The following is a 14259-nucleotide window of genomic DNA, read 5'->3' as shown; positions in this document are numbered from 1 at the left end:
TTTACACCCCAAACAGACTAAAGACCCTATAAAAGTGAAAATACTGACTAATTCTCAAATCAAGGAATGGGATCAATATACCATCGAACAGGAGCCCATTGCATCCATTGACCTTATGGAACGTGCAGCACAAGCCATTACAGCTGCCATCGCCCGCCGGTGGGACAACACCACACCGGTAAAAGTGTTTTCCGGACCGGGGAACAACGGAGGTGATGCGCTTGCCGTGGCACGCATGCTCTCGGAAAAGGGATATGCCGTAGAGGCTTACTTGTTCAATACCACCGGACATCTGTCGGATGACTGCACCACCAACCGTGACCTGTTGCAGATGTGCGACAACGTGAAGTTTGAAGAGGTTACCAAGAACTTTGACCCTCCCCGGCTTTCTGAGGGGGACATCGTGATTGACGGACTGTTTGGTTCGGGACTCAACAAGCCGCTGAGCGGAGGTTTTGCCGCCGTGGTGAATTATATCAATCAGTCACCTGCCAAGGTCGTCTCCATTGACATCCCTTCAGGACTGATGTGCGAGGACAATACATACAACCAGCGCACGTTCATTATCCGTGCGGATCTGACGCTGACTATCGGTCAGATCAAGCTTTCTTTCCTCTTCTCGGAGAATGAGGAACTGCTGGGGGATGTGGAGGTGCTTGACATCGGTTTGTTGCCCGGTTTCCTGAAAGAGGCACAGACTCCTTTCCATATTCTTGAAAAGGATGAAGTGGCTTCCCTCTTGCGTCCACGCGGACGGTTCTCCCACAAAGGGGATTACGGTCATGCGCTGCTTATTGCCGGGAAGTTCGGTATGGCAGGAGCTTCCATTCTGGCTGCCCGTGCCTGCCTGCGCAGTGGGGTGGGGCTGTTGACGGTCCATGTTCCCTTGCGTAACAATGACATTGTGCAGACGAGTGTGCCTGAAGCCATGATCGATCACGATTATAGCGACGAGTGCTTCACGACGGCTACGGAAGCAGATTCTTACGAGGCAGTCGGGGTAGGTCCGGGACTCGGAAAGGCTATGGAGACGGCTGAGGCTCTGATTGAACAGCTTCAGATAACCTCCACACCGATGGTGCTTGATGCTGATGCACTCAACATCCTTTCGCTCAACCATTCCTGGATGTCACAAGTGCCGAAAGGCAGTATCCTCACCCCGCATCCGAAAGAGCTGGAACGGCTGGTCGGTACGTGCAGTGACACGTATGAACGATTGACGAAGGCGAAGGAACTGGCTGCAGCCCATCAGGTGTATATCGTGGTGAAAGGAGCCTGGACGGCCATCGTCACTCCCGAAGGAGAGGTCGTCTTCAATCCGACGGGCAATCCCGGTATGGCTACCGGAGGAAGCGGCGATGTGTTGACGGGCATTTTGCTTGCCTTGCTGGCGCAGGGATATGATTCGTTTGATGCTTGCCGGTTGGGTGTATACGTACACGGTCTTGCCGGAGACCTGGCTGCCGAGGCAGAAAGTCGGATTGCCATGACTGCCGGAAGTCTGGTCGACCATCTGCCGGAAGCATGGAAGCAGCTTGAACGATGAAACGATTCTTTAAAAACCATTCTAAGCCATAATGATATGAAAACAGGATTATTTGCTTTTGCATTGCTTTTGTCTCTGTCGGCAAGTGCGCAGACGCGTGTCAGTGGCTATGCTCCGGGACAAAATGAGGAAGGAGTGACCTACTTCTTGCCCCAGACCACCCTCAGCATTACGGTGGTGGCGGAGAAGACAGTGTTTACCCCCGGCGACTTTTGTCGCTATGCCGAGAAATACCTGCGTCTGACAGGCGTTTCCGCACAGGCGTATGAGCAATGGAAAATAAAGGAAGTCAAGGTAGTCCCGGTGGGGACTCCCGATAAGGACCAGGCTTATACCATCGAGTTGAAGGACAAGACCGTTGCCTCGTTGGTGGAGCTGACGCCTGACGGTATTCTGAAAGCGATAAACACACACAATACGTTGGCTGAGGGCTCGGGTGAAGAGCCTGCTTCGGAGACTCCGCAAGCTCCGGTGAATCCGCGTGATTACATGACCGAGGAGATACTCATGGCTGGTTCTACCGCCAAGATGGCGGAGCTGACTGCCAAGGAAATCTATAACATACGCGAAAGCAAGAACAGCTTGACGCGGGGACAGGCTGACTACATGCCTACGGATGGAGAATCCTTGAAAATCATGCTTGCCAACCTGAATCGTCAGGAAGCTGCCCTGCTGCAGCTCTTTGAAGGAACGACCGTGACGGAGACGAAGAAGTTTAACCTGACGCTTCTCCCGACGGGAAATATAGACAAGGAGGTGCTGTTCCGTTTTTCAAAGCGTCTGGGGGTTGTGGGGGCAAACAACCTGGCAGGTGAGCCTGTGTATGTATCTTTGGAAAATAGAAATACGGTTCCCATGGCGTCTCCGGAGGAAAAGGCAAAGAAGAAGCTGGAAGGGGTAGTCTACAATGTCCCCGGAAAAGCTCATGTCACGGTGTTCCAGGGAAAAGAGAAATACTATGAAGGCGAGCTGCCTTTTGCGCAGTTCGGCAATCGTGAAATATTGAGCAAGAAGCTCTTTGACAAGAAGACCACTACCCAGGTCATGTTCGACCCGACTACCGGTGGGGTGCTTAAGATTACTGCTGACGAAAATTAAATCCGACTCGGTCATTAGACCGTTGGGTTAAAAGCATGACACAAAGGCGCTGAAGAGACAGGGAGAAGATGTATTTTATCCATTTTGTCCATTTCGTTAATTTCACTCTGTATCTTCACACCTTTGTGTATTTTTTATTGGTTCCGTCTCCGGAAGTCCTTTTCTGAAGTTTGACACATGGAGGGGATAATTCTCATTTTGCTTGCAGAAAGTCTTCTTCCGACTATTTCTGCTGACTTTCGCTTTTCAGCCTCTTGGTAATCTGATATTGAATTACTAATTCCGTTTAACAGAAACGTCGATATTCTCCTGATATTTTAGAAAACTATACATCTTATTCCCATGCTATGGGCAAAACGTGCCCGGAATACTCTTCTTTCGTACGCCCGATTTGGAAAATTGCTGCGGGATTTTGGGGAGTTTCCTGCTTCCAACCCTGCTGTTTTGCGATGAAATGTCTCTCGGATGAGGCGTTCGAGTGGATTGTTTTGAGTTTCCTTCTCTGGAAGGAGGAGCTTGCAGAATAGTCGGATGGTGACATCAAGTGTGGAATTCCGGATGGTCAGGGGTCAGTATGTGAGTCTTAGAGCTGAAAGCATACCATCGTGACGTTATCCAGTCAGAATGTTCGTCAATGCGTATGTTGCAAACTGCCTGAAAAAGCCTTTGGAATGTATCAATCCGGAGTTTTGCCGTAGGACAGTCGCTACTAAGGGGCTTCATTTGACAATTTGTCAATAGCTCTAAAACTTCAAGGCTGCCCTTGCTTTGTGGACTGATACATCAAATTGCATCTGCACGAAGGAACTTATTTCTTGTTTATGTTGTTTCTTCTTTTCTTTTTTGTGTAGTTTCTCTGTCTTTTGTTTTTTATGAGCGGATAGCGGTGAGAGAGAAGAGCTCCAATTGCACTCACCACCAGCATGCAGATAACCCACCCCCAACCCAGCTGGTTGATAGCAAAAATAGCTATTAAGATTATCCAAAGTACACATCCGATAGGCATACTATTTAGATTTTAATATTTGACAAAAGTTCTAATAACTGCAAATATAGTAGTCCGGTCCGTCTCTTGCATATAATTTGACTTGTTTTTTTATTTGGATTATATTCTTTTTGGCAAACTGGAATAGGGTATAGGATTTGTATAAGCTGAGCTCTGAGCCACTTCGTATATCGAGAAGGATGCAGGAGTAAAAAAAAAAGAAAGCCCGACCATAGCCGGGTTGTTGGGATACGCGCTGGGCTGTGTCGGGATGCGGTTGGATGACTTTGAGCGGATGACCCCCGACGAGTTCAGCGCGGTCTGTGAGGCGCATGCCAAGACCCGGGAGGCAGACAGCCGCGAGTCGTGGGAACAGACGCGGGCACTGGCATACACGCTGAGCGGTCCGTACATGAAGCACAAGACCACGGTGCAGCGGTTCTGGCCGTTGCCCTGGGATGAGAAGAAGGAAAAGCGGGGTGCTGACCGGGTAGTGATGAGCCGAGAGGAGCAGAAGCGACGCTTCGAGGAACTGGCTAAACGGGTTTAGTGCTTCGCTTTGCCGTTTTGCTTCTGCAGGCGGCGCTGCTCCCTGGCACGTTTCTTTTCCGCCCAACGTTCCTCAATCTCTTTGACCTCCCAGTCTTCTTTGAGGTCTCGAGGGTCTATGGAGACAAGGAAGTAACCGACTGCGATAAAGATAAACGACGCGACGCCGCAATTAAAAACGGCATCCGTGCTTTGAACGAGAAAAAGAGAAATAGCGAATATCACTCCTATCAGGACAAGAAAATAACCGAATTCAATAGTTCTCATGGGGCTAAAGGTTTTGGTTTGTCGCAAACATAAGAAATAAAAATCAGAAAAGCAATGTCTAAAGACGTAAAATTTAATATCAAGCTTTCCATTGACGGGAAAGAACACATCGTCGAGGCTACGACCGATGTCAAGCACTTCGCCCAGGAGCTGGGCATTGCCGAGACGAAGGGCAAGCGGCTGCGCGATTCCCTGCTGAAGTTCAACGGGCTGGTGACACTGTTCCAGGGCTTGCAGTCGAGCTTGCCGTCATGTCGCGGTTCAGTTTGTTTTCTTGGGGATTTAACAAATGTCAGATAAATCTTATCTTTGCCATATGAAACATAAAGCCATAGATTATAAATCCGTTTTGTCTTTATTCCTTCCCAAAGGAATTTTGGATTATTTCGATATCGTAGACTATTCCGATATGGGTTCTTATTATATAATTTGTCTGGAGGAATCCAAGTCTGTACCTTCCGAGTATTCTCACTTACCACTGGTCTCCAAGGGTTTTTATCCGGAAATAACCATAACCGACTTTCCTGCGCGTGATCGTACCGTCTATCTGCGAATAAAACGTCGGCGTTGGGAAGATCCCCGTGATGGAAAGACGTATAGTCGCAATTGGCAACTGGTAGCCGAAGGCACTCATATCACCAAGGAATTTGGTGCTTTTTTAAAAGAATTACGTTGATACACACAATGTGAGTATCAAGTCCCTTGCAGAGCTTTACAGACTCGACGACAAGAAACTCACAGATTACTATAAGAATCGTTTAAGTGACTTCCGCCAGTGGCGTCATCTTCCTCATGCAGAGGAATACATGTGTTTTCCTCAAAACATGGGTCCTCACTTGTCCATAGATGAGACTTCACTAAGCAATGGAGAACTCTACACGATCATAACCAATAAGGCGGGGCATGGTCGGAAGGGGACTCTTGTGGCGATGCTCAAAGGTACCAGGAGCGAGGATATATGCAATCTTCTACTCAGGCATCTTCCTGAGGGCAGGCGTCGTGGTGTGCGAACTATTACGTTGGATATGGCCGGAAGTATGGCCAGAATTGCCAGAACCTGCTTCCCTTTGGCCAAACAGATTATTGACCGTTTTCATGTACAGAAAGAGTTTAAGGAGGCCTTACAGGATTTACGGGTCCAATACCGCTGGCAGGTAATGGAGGATGAAAACCGGAAAATGAAAGAAGCAAAGAAGCAGAAGCTCCCTTATCAACCTCTCATACTATCCAATGGGGATACACTCAAACAGTTATTGGTACGAAGCCGATATCTCCTTTTTAAAAATCCCGAAGACTGGTCCCCCTCGCAAAGGCAGCGTGCCGACCTTCTGTTTAAGTATTTTCATGACCTTAAAGAGTTCTATTACCTCTCCTTGCAACNCAAACAGTTATTGGTACGAAGCCGATATCTCCTTTTTAAAAATCCCGAAGACTGGTCCCCCTCGCAAAGGCAGCGTGCCGACCTTCTGTTTAAGTATTTTCATGACCTTAAAGAGTTCTATTACCTCTCCTTGCAACTCGGTAGAATTTACTCTACTCCGTATGAAAAGGATGTGGCAAGAGTCAAAATGGCATTATGGTTCAACCAGGTTGAGAAATGGGAATATCCACAATTTAATACCATCATCAAGACTTTTTCCAACCACTATGAAAGAATATTGAACTTCTTTGATGAGAGACTGACCAATGCAGCCGCTGAAGCTTTTAATGCAAAAATCAAACAGCTTAGAGCTACATTTAGAGATTTAGAGGGGTGGCAGATACTAAATTCTTCCTCTTTAGACTGGCGAAACTTTTTGCTTGAAATTGTTAAATCCCCAGGAAAACAAACTGAGCCCATGCCGCCGGAATGGATATAAAAAAAGAGAATGCCCGTTGGAAGACATTCTCTTGGAGAGCCTCTTGTCGGATTCGAACCAACGACCCCGAGATTACAAATCACGTGCTCTGGCCAACTGAGCTAAAGAGGCAGGTGGGTAAGCTAACTATATCGCGCCGCTACAACCAACTACCTTTGCTGCGATCAAGCCCTGGAGGATTCGAAGGGAGCTGGCCGTATAGGACTTACCCGGCTGCAAAGGTAGATATTTTTTCTAATACAACAAGTGTTTATGTAACATTTTCTACAAGGAAATTACACTTGCCTTGATTGTCAGACACTTTGTAAACGACCTCGGATTTACTTTTGTATGGGAGGACCGGACGGAGGAAGAGGGGCGAGGTTTTGTCAGGGATAAGTTTTTGTTGCTTGATGAAAAAGTACTATTTTTGCACGCACACATGATAGATTGAAGACTAAATGGCATCACAACGAAACAATTTGCAGCAAACAGCCATGCTTTATGGGACATACATGGGTCTTTTCTGGATCCTGAAGTTTGCCTTGCTTCCCCTCGGACTGGTCTTTTCCCCCCTTGCTTTGCTGTTCCTCCTGTTGACATGTGCCGTGCCGGTCATCGTGTTTCTCATGTCCCGTTCGTTCGGTCGCCAATGTGAGGGCGATTATCCTTTTTTCTCCGCGTTGGTGTTTGCCTTTCAGATTTATCTCTTCGCATCCCTGCTGACGGCTGTAGGACACTACCTCTATTTCCAGTTCCTTGATAACGGTTTCATATACACACGTGTGGCAGCACAGTTGGAACTTGTCAAAGACGAACCTGCCATGCAGGCTCAGATGACGCAAATCAAACATGCACTCGATGTGTTTTATGAACTGACTCCCATCCAACTTGCCATGCAACTTTTATCACAAAACATATTTTACGGCATCCTCTTGTCCCTGCCTACTGCCTTGCTCACCATGCGTCGGAAAGCCGTGGGGCGTTAGGAAGGGATGGACCGTGTCAAAACGAAATCGAACTACTAGATTATGGATATATCCGTTGTCGTTCCTCTCTACAATGAGGAGGAATCGTTGCCTGAACTGTTCGCCTGGATTGAACGGGTGATGGCAGCTCATCATTTTACGTATGAGGTCATTTTTGTCAATGACGGAAGTACCGACCGTTCCTGGGAGGTCATCGAGCGTCTGCGTGCGGAATCGCCTTGTGTGAAAGGTATTAAGTTCCGCCGGAACTATGGGAAGTCGCCGGCGTTGTTCTGTGGGTTCCGCAAGGCGGAAGGCGATGTGGTCATCACCATGGATGCTGATTTGCAGGATAGTCCCGACGAGATTCCCGAGCTCTACCGCATGATTACGGAAGAGGGTTACGACTTGGTGTCGGGATACAAGAAGAAACGTTACGATCCCTTGTCGAAAACGATTCCGACAAAGCTTTTTAATGCGACGGCGCGGGCTGTCTCGGGCATACATAACCTGCACGACTTCAACTGTGGACTGAAAGCCTATCGGCGTGAGGTGGTGAAGAACATCGAGGTCTATGGCGAGATGCACCGCTACATCCCTTACCTGGCAAAGAATGCAGGCTTCTCCAAAATCGGGGAAAAGGTTGTGCACCATCAGGCACGCAAGTTCGGCAAGACCAAGTTTGGCGGACTCAACCGCTTCTTCAACGGCTACCTGGACCTGCTCCTGTTATGGTTCCTGTCAAAGTTCGGGGTGAAGCCGATGCACATGTTCGGCTTTCTCGGGTCGATTGTTTTCCTGTTGGGCTTCATCTCCTGTGCCGTCCTGGGCTTTAACAAGCTTTATGCCATGTACAGCGGGCAGCCCTATCGTCTGGTGACCGACTCGCCCTATTTCTATTTCGCCATCACGGCAATGATTATCGGGACACAACTGTTCCTGGCAGGCTTTGTCGGTGAACTGGTGACGCGCAATGCCCCCGAACGCAATAACTATAAGGTAGAAAAGGAAATCTGATGAAAGGTATGAAAGCATCTGCACTACAGGGACTCGCCTTCGGTCTGTTGCTCCTTCTTGCCGGAGCGTGCAATGACACCGACTGCACGGTCAGCAATACGGCCTATGTGAATTACGGATTTTACAATGGCAACGGGGTGGCAGTCGCCTTTACCGAACCCGTGACGGTCACGACGACGGGAGTGGATTCCGTACTTATCAATCAGGAAAACAACATGCAGCTGATGCAGCTTCCTTTGAGCTATACGAACACGGAAGACACGTTCATCGTTCATCTCAGCGAAACGCTGTTCGACACCATTTACGTCACTCATCAGAATATCCCACACTTCATTTCGATGGAGTGCGGTACAGGCATGTATCACCACATCGATGCTGTAGGGTGTGCACATCGCATCTTCGATTCCATCACGATTGTCAATCCCGATGTAACTTATGACACGAATGAACATATCAAAGTCTATCTTCCTAACAATTAGTCTGCTGTTTCCCCTTTCCCTGTGGGCGCAGAAACCGGTAGTCGACACGTCCGGAGCTTCGCAGACGAAGCAGGAGGTGCGCAAGGCTGTGGCGGCTTCCAGGGAAGGTGAAGAGAAAAAGCCGTTCTTACAGGGCATCGGCATCTCGACCGACCTGGTAGGAGTGGGCAACAAGCTGTTCGGTGGCACGTATATCAGTGGCGAGGTAGCTGCCGAGGTCAATCTGCTCAACCGGTACATGCCTATCGTGGAAGTCGGCTTCGGTAGCAGTGACATGGTGGACGAGGACAAGGAGATTGCCTACAAGACCAGTGCACCCTATTTCCGCGTCGGCATGAACTACAACTTCATGCATAAGAAGGACACCTACAGCATCATTTACGGAGGATTGCGTTACGGGTTCTCCTCGTTCAGTTTCGACATCAGTGCACCCGACTTGCAGGACCCTGTGTGGGGAGGCAGCGTGCCGTTCCATTACGAAGGCCTTTCCTGCACGGCACAGTGGCTGGAACTGGTGGCAGGCATCCGTGCCCAGGTATGGAAAAATCTGCACATGGGTTGGTCCGTCCGTTACAAACGGCTGTTAAGCTCGACCGAGCATCCCAATGCCGAGCCTCACTACATTCCCGGTTACGGAGTGAAAGACGATGTGTTGTTCGGTTTCTCCTATAACATCATTTATTATTTACCGTTGAACAAGAAGCGATGACCTATTTCGAATTGTGGTTACTTGCCGTTGGCCTTGCGATGGACTGTCTGACCGTCTCCATAGCCAGCGGCATCATTTTGAAACGTATTTACTGGCGGACAATCATCTTGACCTCTTTTTCTTTCGGGCTGTTTCAGGCCTTCATGCCTTTCCTGGGCTGGGTGGCGACAGCCCGTTTCAGCGGACTGGTGGAACAGTGTGACCACTGGATAGCCTTCACACTCCTGACTTTCCTGGGTGGAAAGATGATTTACGAGAGCTTCAAGCCCGAGGAAGAGAAGCATTTCAATCCCAACAGCCTGAAGGTGACCCTGGCTCTGTCGGTGGCAACCAGCATCGATGCCCTGGCAGTAGGCATCTCCTTCTCCTGCATCGGCTATCGTGTCCTTGCCGACATCTGGCAACCTGTAACAATTATCGGCCTGGTCTCTTTGGTCCTTGCCTTTGCCGGATTCATGATCGGCATCTTTGCCGGCAAACGTTTCCACTTCCCGGTGGAACGTCTGGGCGGAATCCTGCTGATAGGTATCGGACTGAAGATTCTCTATACCCACTTGTATGGGGGATAGAAGTCCCCGCACACAGAAAAGAGGATGCCCCCGCAGCGGGAAGCATCCTCTTTCTCAAAATAGATATTATGTATAAGTAGGTACGTTGGTTGTTCAGCTCTCCAGCAGCTTGATGGCGTCGACGTACTGTTCGATGCCGGCAGCCACCTGCTTGGCAGCTTTCATGGCAAGCACGACCGTCTGAGGGTGGTGGACCACATCGCCGCCGGCGAACACACCTTTGCGGGTGGTCATACCGAAGGGACGGTCTTTGACGATGATGTATCCCGCCTCGTCGACATCGATGCCCGTTGTGGTCGACACGATGCGGTTGGCTGGGCGTGAGCCGATGGCGAGGTAGATACGGTCGAACGGGATGATTTGTTCGCCTTGAGGGGTCGTGGCGCGGATCGCCTTCACGTGGCCTTCCTCGTCGCCGATGAACTCCTGCGTAGAGGTCTCCCACAGGAATTTCACCCCTTCCTTGACTGCCTCCTGGTATTCACTCTGGATGGCAGGCATGTCCGCTTCCGTCCGGTGGTAGATGACACTGACGCTGGCGGCACCCATGCGGACTGCCGTGCGGGCAGCATCCATGGCAACGTTGCCGCAGCCGATGACACCCACATGCTCTCCGGCAATCAACGGTACGCGGTCGCGGCTGATGGTATTCTGGTTATAGATGCTCACCATGTGAAGCAGGTAGGACGACTGTACGACGCCACGCAGCTTGGCACCCGGAATGTCCAGCGACTTGGGGAGGGCGGTACCGGTCCCGATGAAGATGGCATCGAATCCTTTGGCAAACATTTCGTCGACAGTGATGTCCTTGCCCACCATGCAATTCAGTTCAAACGAGACGCCCAGTGCCTCGATCTTTTCAATCTCCTTGCGTACGACGGCTTTCGGCAGACGGTATTCGGGGATACCGTACATCAGGACGCCGCCGGCTTCCTCCTGTCCGTCAAAAATCGTCACGTTGAAGCCGTGGCGTGCCAAGTCTCCGGCAACGGTCAGTCCGGCAGGTCCTGAACCGATGACAGCTACCTTGCCACGGGTCTTTTGCGGCAAGCGTTCACGGATCAGATTCATCTCAGTATCAAAGTCGGCGATGAAGCGCTCCAGCTTGCCGACCTGGATGCCTTTACCTTTGGCATAGAGCACGCAGTGGCCCTGGCACTGTTTTTCATGGGGGCACACACGTCCGCAGATAGCAGGAAGGTTGCTTCTCTCGTTGATGATGCTCATGGCAGCTCCCATATTACCCATGGAGAGCTGATGGATGAATCCCGGGATGTCGTGTTCAATCGGGCATCCTTTCTTGCACAACGGATTCTTGCAGTTCAGACAGCGTTTGGCTTCCGCTATTGCTTCGCTGATGGTGTAACTTTCATTTATTTCTTGAAAGGTCTTGTCTGTTGTTGTCATAATTTAAACTATAACCTTTATTTTGTAATCTCGACTTTGCAAAAGTACTGCTTTTTTGCATACCTGTATTACTTTTCCATGAAAAAATCACAACTTATTACTCTTTTTTTGCCATTCTTTTTCTTAATTCAGCAAAAGGTCCGGATAAATCTCCGGTCGCTCTTCAATCCACTCACGGTCCGGCGCTGTATCAGGAGCAAGCTCTTTAGGTTGAAGGTGTTTGTGGAATGCCCTACGTTTCGCTTCATGCTCTGCAAGCATGATGTAAGCAAAACAGTCTGTTTGCTTGACAAAATCGGTCAAAATATACTTTTCAGCTAACGCGCACTTTGGAGAAATCGGGAAAAGTAGGTTCTTTTAAGAATATTCATGCGGAAGTTGCCGCATATTTATTCCTTCCGGTCGGGTAAAACGAATGTTTATGCAGCAGAACACATGTGTTTCACTCGTGAAACAATATCGTTAACACTCCCAAACAATATTGTTTCACGCATCAAACAATATTGTTTGGCATGCCGAACACAAGTGTTTGACGAGTAAATGTAAGGAATCTTCTTTCCTTTAACAATTGAGCCTTCCACTTAACATTCGTTCACCTCCAGTTTGTGTGTCAGGATGAGATTTTCCAACTATTACTTTGTACGGTTCTGTTCCTGACAGCAGGACATAAGCCTCTCAATCTTTCGTCTAATCCATCCTGAAGATATGCTTTGCGCCAAAAGAACGACAAAGTGTATTTTGCAAATCGCCTGAGAATGCTTTCTTTGCAAGCAGACCTGTCCTTGGGACTGAAAACGGGCACTGTGGAGCGGTTCGTTTGACGTTTTGACAGAATGACAGGAAGAGTGACGGCTGGAACTTGTGGAAGTGCCGACCTGCGGAAGTGGAATTAATTATTAAATAATTTCGTACGTTTGCCGGATATATAGAGGGAATATTGTATCTTTGCGCAAATATTAATGAATGAAATTAAGTTATGTGTGGAATCGTAGGCTATATCGGTAAGAGAGATGCTTACCCTGTCCTCGTGAAAGGTTTGAAACGGCTGGAGTACAGAGGTTACGACAGCGCAGGGATGGCATTAATCAACGGTCAAGACCAATTAAACGTATATAAAACCAAAGGAAGAGTTTCTGATTTAGAGCATTTTGTTGAGGATAAGGATACCTCAGGCAGCATCGGCATAGCCCACACCCGTTGGGCAACACACGGCGAACCCTCCCAAGTGAACGCCCACCCTCACTATTCTTCATCGGGCAATCTGGCATTGATTCATAACGGCATTATCGAGAACTACGCGACGTTGAAGGAACGGCTTCAGCAGAAGGGTGTTACCTTCCTGAGTAATACCGACACGGAAGTGCTGGTGCAGCTGATTGAGTATGTCCAGCTCTCCAACAAGCTCGATTTGCTGACCGCCCTGCAGCTGGCCCTGCATGAGGTGATTGGAGCGTATGCCATTGCGTTGCTCGACCGTCGTCAGCCTGACACCATCCTGGTGGCACGGAAGAGCAGTCCGCTGGTGGTGGGAATCGGGCAGGATGAATTCTTCTTTGGTTCCGACGCCACACCGATTGTCGAATACACGGACAAGGTGGTCTATCTGGAGGACAACGAGATTGCTGTCATGCGTCGCGGTCAGGAACTGAAAGTGGTTGACCTGGATAATGTGAAGATGAAGCCGGAGGTGCAGACCATCGAAATGAACCTCGGGCAACTGGAGAAGGGCGGTTATCCGCATTTCATGCTGAAGGAAATTTTCGAACAGCCTGACTGCATCAACGACTGCATGCGCGGTCGCGTCAATGTCGAATCGACCAACGTGGCCTTGTCGGCTGTCATCGACCATAAGGAACGTCTGCTGAACGCCCGCCGCTTCATCATTGTGGCTTGCGGTACCTCCTGGCATGCAGGACTGATTGGCAAGCAGCTGATCGAGAGTCTGTGCCGCATTCCGGTGGAAGTGGAATATGCTTCCGAGTTCCGTTACCGCAACCCGGTCATCTCGTCGGAAGATGTGGTGATTGCCATCTCCCAGTCGGGAGAAACGGCCGATACGCTGGCAGCAGTCCAGCTGGCCAAGGAGCGGGGCGCATTTATATATGGTATATGTAATGTGGTGGGTTCGTCCATAGCCCGTGCCACACACACCGGTTCGTATATCCACGTCGGTCCGGAAATCGGAGTGGCTTCGACGAAGGCCTTCACCGGACAGGTCACCGTGCTGACCATGCTGGCACTGGCACTGGCGAAGGAGAAAGGAGCCATCCAGGATTCACAGTTCCTTGAAATCGTGCAGGAACTGAACCTGGTGCCTGCCAAGATGAAGCAGGTCCTGTCGAAGAACCAGGCGATTGCAGAGCTGTCGCGCATCTTCACCTATGCACACAACTTCCTCTATCTCGGACGCGGATACAACTATCCCGTGGCGCTGGAGGGAGCCCTGAAGCTGAAGGAAATATCCTACATACACGCGGAAGGTTATCCTGCCGCCGAGATGAAGCATGGTCCGATTGCCCTCATCGACACGGAGATGCCGGTGGTCGTGGTGGCAACGAAGAACGCCATGTATGAGAAAATCATCAGTAACATCCAGGAGATAAAGGCGCGGAAAGGCAAGGTGATTGCACTGGTGTCGGAGGGCGATACGGAGATAGCTGCCATCGCAGACGACTGCATCGAAATCCCGAAAATCATCGAGTGTCTCGAACCGCTGATTACCACCATCCCCTTGCAGCTGCTAGCCTACCACATTGCCGTCTGCAAAGGGAAGGATGTCGACCAGCCGCGTAACCTGGCTAAATCGGTCACCGTAGAATAATTCAAA

The 14259-nt window shown here is 49.6% G+C and carries 14 protein-coding genes and 1 tRNA gene; 12 read left to right on the top strand and 3 right to left on the bottom strand.

The features are described from left to right. Positions 1 to 34 precede the first annotated feature (34 nt). From C8275_RS11575 to C8275_RS11560, 3 genes are all read left to right on the top strand, one after another. Complete coding sequence (locus C8275_RS11575) at positions 35 to 1546, top strand: NAD(P)H-hydrate dehydratase (protein ID WP_106485208.1); 1512 nt, start codon at positions 35 to 37, stop codon at positions 1544 to 1546. 36 nt (positions 1547 to 1582) lie between these two features. Next, positions 1583 to 2644, top strand: coding sequence for a DUF4831 family protein (locus C8275_RS11570; protein WP_106485207.1), 1062 nt, complete (start codon positions 1583 to 1585; stop codon positions 2642 to 2644). Positions 2645 to 3870: 1226 nt separating this feature from the next. Further along, positions 3871 to 4179: a hypothetical protein gene (locus tag C8275_RS11560; RefSeq protein WP_157948264.1), complete on the top strand. Its 309-nt coding sequence runs from the start codon at positions 3871 to 3873 to the stop codon at positions 4177 to 4179. Here C8275_RS11560 and C8275_RS11555 read toward each other — a convergent pair. After that, positions 4176 to 4445 (bottom strand): hypothetical protein, encoded by a 270-nt coding sequence (locus C8275_RS11555; protein ID WP_106485204.1) that lies wholly within the window; start codon positions 4443 to 4445, stop codon positions 4176 to 4178. The two genes, C8275_RS11560 and C8275_RS11555, sit on opposite strands and share 4 nt — an antisense overlap. Positions 4446 to 4499: 54 nt before the next feature. On the opposite strand from C8275_RS11555, the gene C8275_RS11550 reads away from it, so the two are divergent. From C8275_RS11550 to C8275_RS11540, 3 genes are read left to right on the top strand one after another with little or no spacing between them, the layout of a single operon-like run. Continuing rightward, positions 4500 to 4745, top strand: coding sequence for a hypothetical protein (locus C8275_RS11550; protein ID WP_106485203.1), 246 nt, complete (start codon positions 4500 to 4502; stop codon positions 4743 to 4745). A gap of 16 nt (positions 4746 to 4761) precedes the next feature. Further along, the gene (locus C8275_RS11545; RefSeq protein WP_106485202.1) at positions 4762 to 5121 is read left to right on the top strand and encodes a transposase; all 360 of its coding nucleotides are present in this window, start codon (positions 4762 to 4764) and stop codon (positions 5119 to 5121) included. Positions 5122 to 5131: 10 nt separating this feature from the next. Further along, positions 5132 to 6304, top strand: coding sequence for a transposase (locus tag C8275_RS11540; RefSeq protein WP_234395762.1), 1173 nt, complete (start codon positions 5132 to 5134; stop codon positions 6302 to 6304). 37 nt (positions 6305 to 6341) lie between these two features. Here the strand turns inward: C8275_RS11540 and C8275_RS11535 are convergent. Continuing rightward, positions 6342 to 6415, bottom strand: a tRNA-Thr gene (locus C8275_RS11535). 365 nt (positions 6416 to 6780) lie between these two features. Here C8275_RS11535 and C8275_RS11530 point away from each other — a divergent pair. Genes C8275_RS11530 through C8275_RS11510 form a run of 5 tightly spaced genes read left to right on the top strand, consistent with a single transcriptional unit; the run spans position 6781 to position 10025 of the window. Beyond that, complete coding sequence (locus tag C8275_RS11530) at positions 6781 to 7272, top strand: DUF4199 domain-containing protein (protein WP_234395761.1); 492 nt, start codon at positions 6781 to 6783, stop codon at positions 7270 to 7272. A gap of 42 nt (positions 7273 to 7314) precedes the next feature. Further along, a complete protein-coding gene (locus C8275_RS11525; RefSeq protein WP_106485200.1) occupies positions 7315 to 8268 on the top strand; it encodes a glycosyltransferase family 2 protein in 954 nt (317 codons plus the stop codon). Between the two features lie 8 nt (positions 8269 to 8276). After that, entirely contained in the window at positions 8277 to 8747 is a 471-nt protein-coding gene (locus tag C8275_RS11520; protein WP_157948263.1) for a DUF6452 family protein, read from the top strand. Continuing rightward, the gene (locus C8275_RS11515; RefSeq protein ID WP_234395760.1) at positions 8713 to 9456 is read left to right on the top strand and encodes a DUF6048 family protein; all 744 of its coding nucleotides are present in this window, start codon (positions 8713 to 8715) and stop codon (positions 9454 to 9456) included. Before C8275_RS11520 ends, C8275_RS11515 begins: the two co-directional genes overlap by 35 nt. Further along, a complete protein-coding gene (locus C8275_RS11510) occupies positions 9453 to 10025 on the top strand; it encodes a manganese efflux pump MntP family protein (RefSeq protein ID WP_106485197.1) in 573 nt (190 codons plus the stop codon). The genes C8275_RS11515 and C8275_RS11510 overlap by 4 nt, the downstream gene beginning before the upstream one ends. A 93-nt stretch (positions 10026 to 10118) precedes the next feature. Here the strand turns inward: C8275_RS11510 and C8275_RS11505 are convergent, their stop codons facing one another. Next, positions 10119 to 11432 (bottom strand): NAD(P)-dependent oxidoreductase, encoded by a 1314-nt coding sequence (locus C8275_RS11505; RefSeq protein WP_106485196.1) that lies wholly within the window; start codon positions 11430 to 11432, stop codon positions 10119 to 10121. Positions 11433 to 12408: 976 nt separating this feature from the next. Here C8275_RS11505 and glmS point away from each other — a divergent pair. Then, the gene (gene glmS / locus C8275_RS11495; RefSeq protein WP_022383412.1) at positions 12409 to 14253 is read left to right on the top strand and encodes a glutamine--fructose-6-phosphate transaminase (isomerizing); all 1845 of its coding nucleotides are present in this window, start codon (positions 12409 to 12411) and stop codon (positions 14251 to 14253) included. The last annotated feature ends 6 nt before the right edge of the window (positions 14254 to 14259 follow it).

The sequence above is a fragment of the Bacteroides sp. Marseille-P3684 genome (genome assembly GCF_900291465.1).
In the GTDB taxonomy this organism is placed as follows: domain Bacteria; phylum Bacteroidota; class Bacteroidia; order Bacteroidales; family Bacteroidaceae; genus Phocaeicola_A.
Note: the sequence above shows the minus strand (reverse complement) of the source record. Positions and strands in the feature narration are given on the sequence as shown.

Coding starts and splice junctions, on each gene's coding strand:
- C8275_RS11570 (WP_106485207.1), top strand. CDS start 1,583: ATGAAAACAGGATTATTTGCTTTTGCATTGCTTTTGTCTCTGTCGGCA.
- C8275_RS11555 (WP_106485204.1), bottom strand. CDS start 4,445: ATGAGAACTATTGAATTCGGTTATTTTCTTGTCCTGATAGGAGTGATA.
- C8275_RS11550 (WP_106485203.1), top strand. CDS start 4,500: ATGTCTAAAGACGTAAAATTTAATATCAAGCTTTCCATTGACGGGAAA.
- C8275_RS11545 (WP_106485202.1), top strand. CDS start 4,762: ATGAAACATAAAGCCATAGATTATAAATCCGTTTTGTCTTTATTCCTT.
- C8275_RS11530 (WP_234395761.1), top strand. CDS start 6,781: ATGCTTTATGGGACATACATGGGTCTTTTCTGGATCCTGAAGTTTGCC.
- C8275_RS11525 (WP_106485200.1), top strand. CDS start 7,315: ATGGATATATCCGTTGTCGTTCCTCTCTACAATGAGGAGGAATCGTTG.
- C8275_RS11520 (WP_157948263.1), top strand. CDS start 8,277: ATGAAAGCATCTGCACTACAGGGACTCGCCTTCGGTCTGTTGCTCCTT.
- C8275_RS11515 (WP_234395760.1), top strand. CDS start 8,713: ATGAACATATCAAAGTCTATCTTCCTAACAATTAGTCTGCTGTTTCCC.
- C8275_RS11510 (WP_106485197.1), top strand. CDS start 9,453: ATGACCTATTTCGAATTGTGGTTACTTGCCGTTGGCCTTGCGATGGAC.
- C8275_RS11505 (WP_106485196.1), bottom strand. CDS start 11,432: ATGACAACAACAGACAAGACCTTTCAAGAAATAAATGAAAGTTACACC.
- glmS (WP_022383412.1), top strand. CDS start 12,409: ATGTGTGGAATCGTAGGCTATATCGGTAAGAGAGATGCTTACCCTGTC.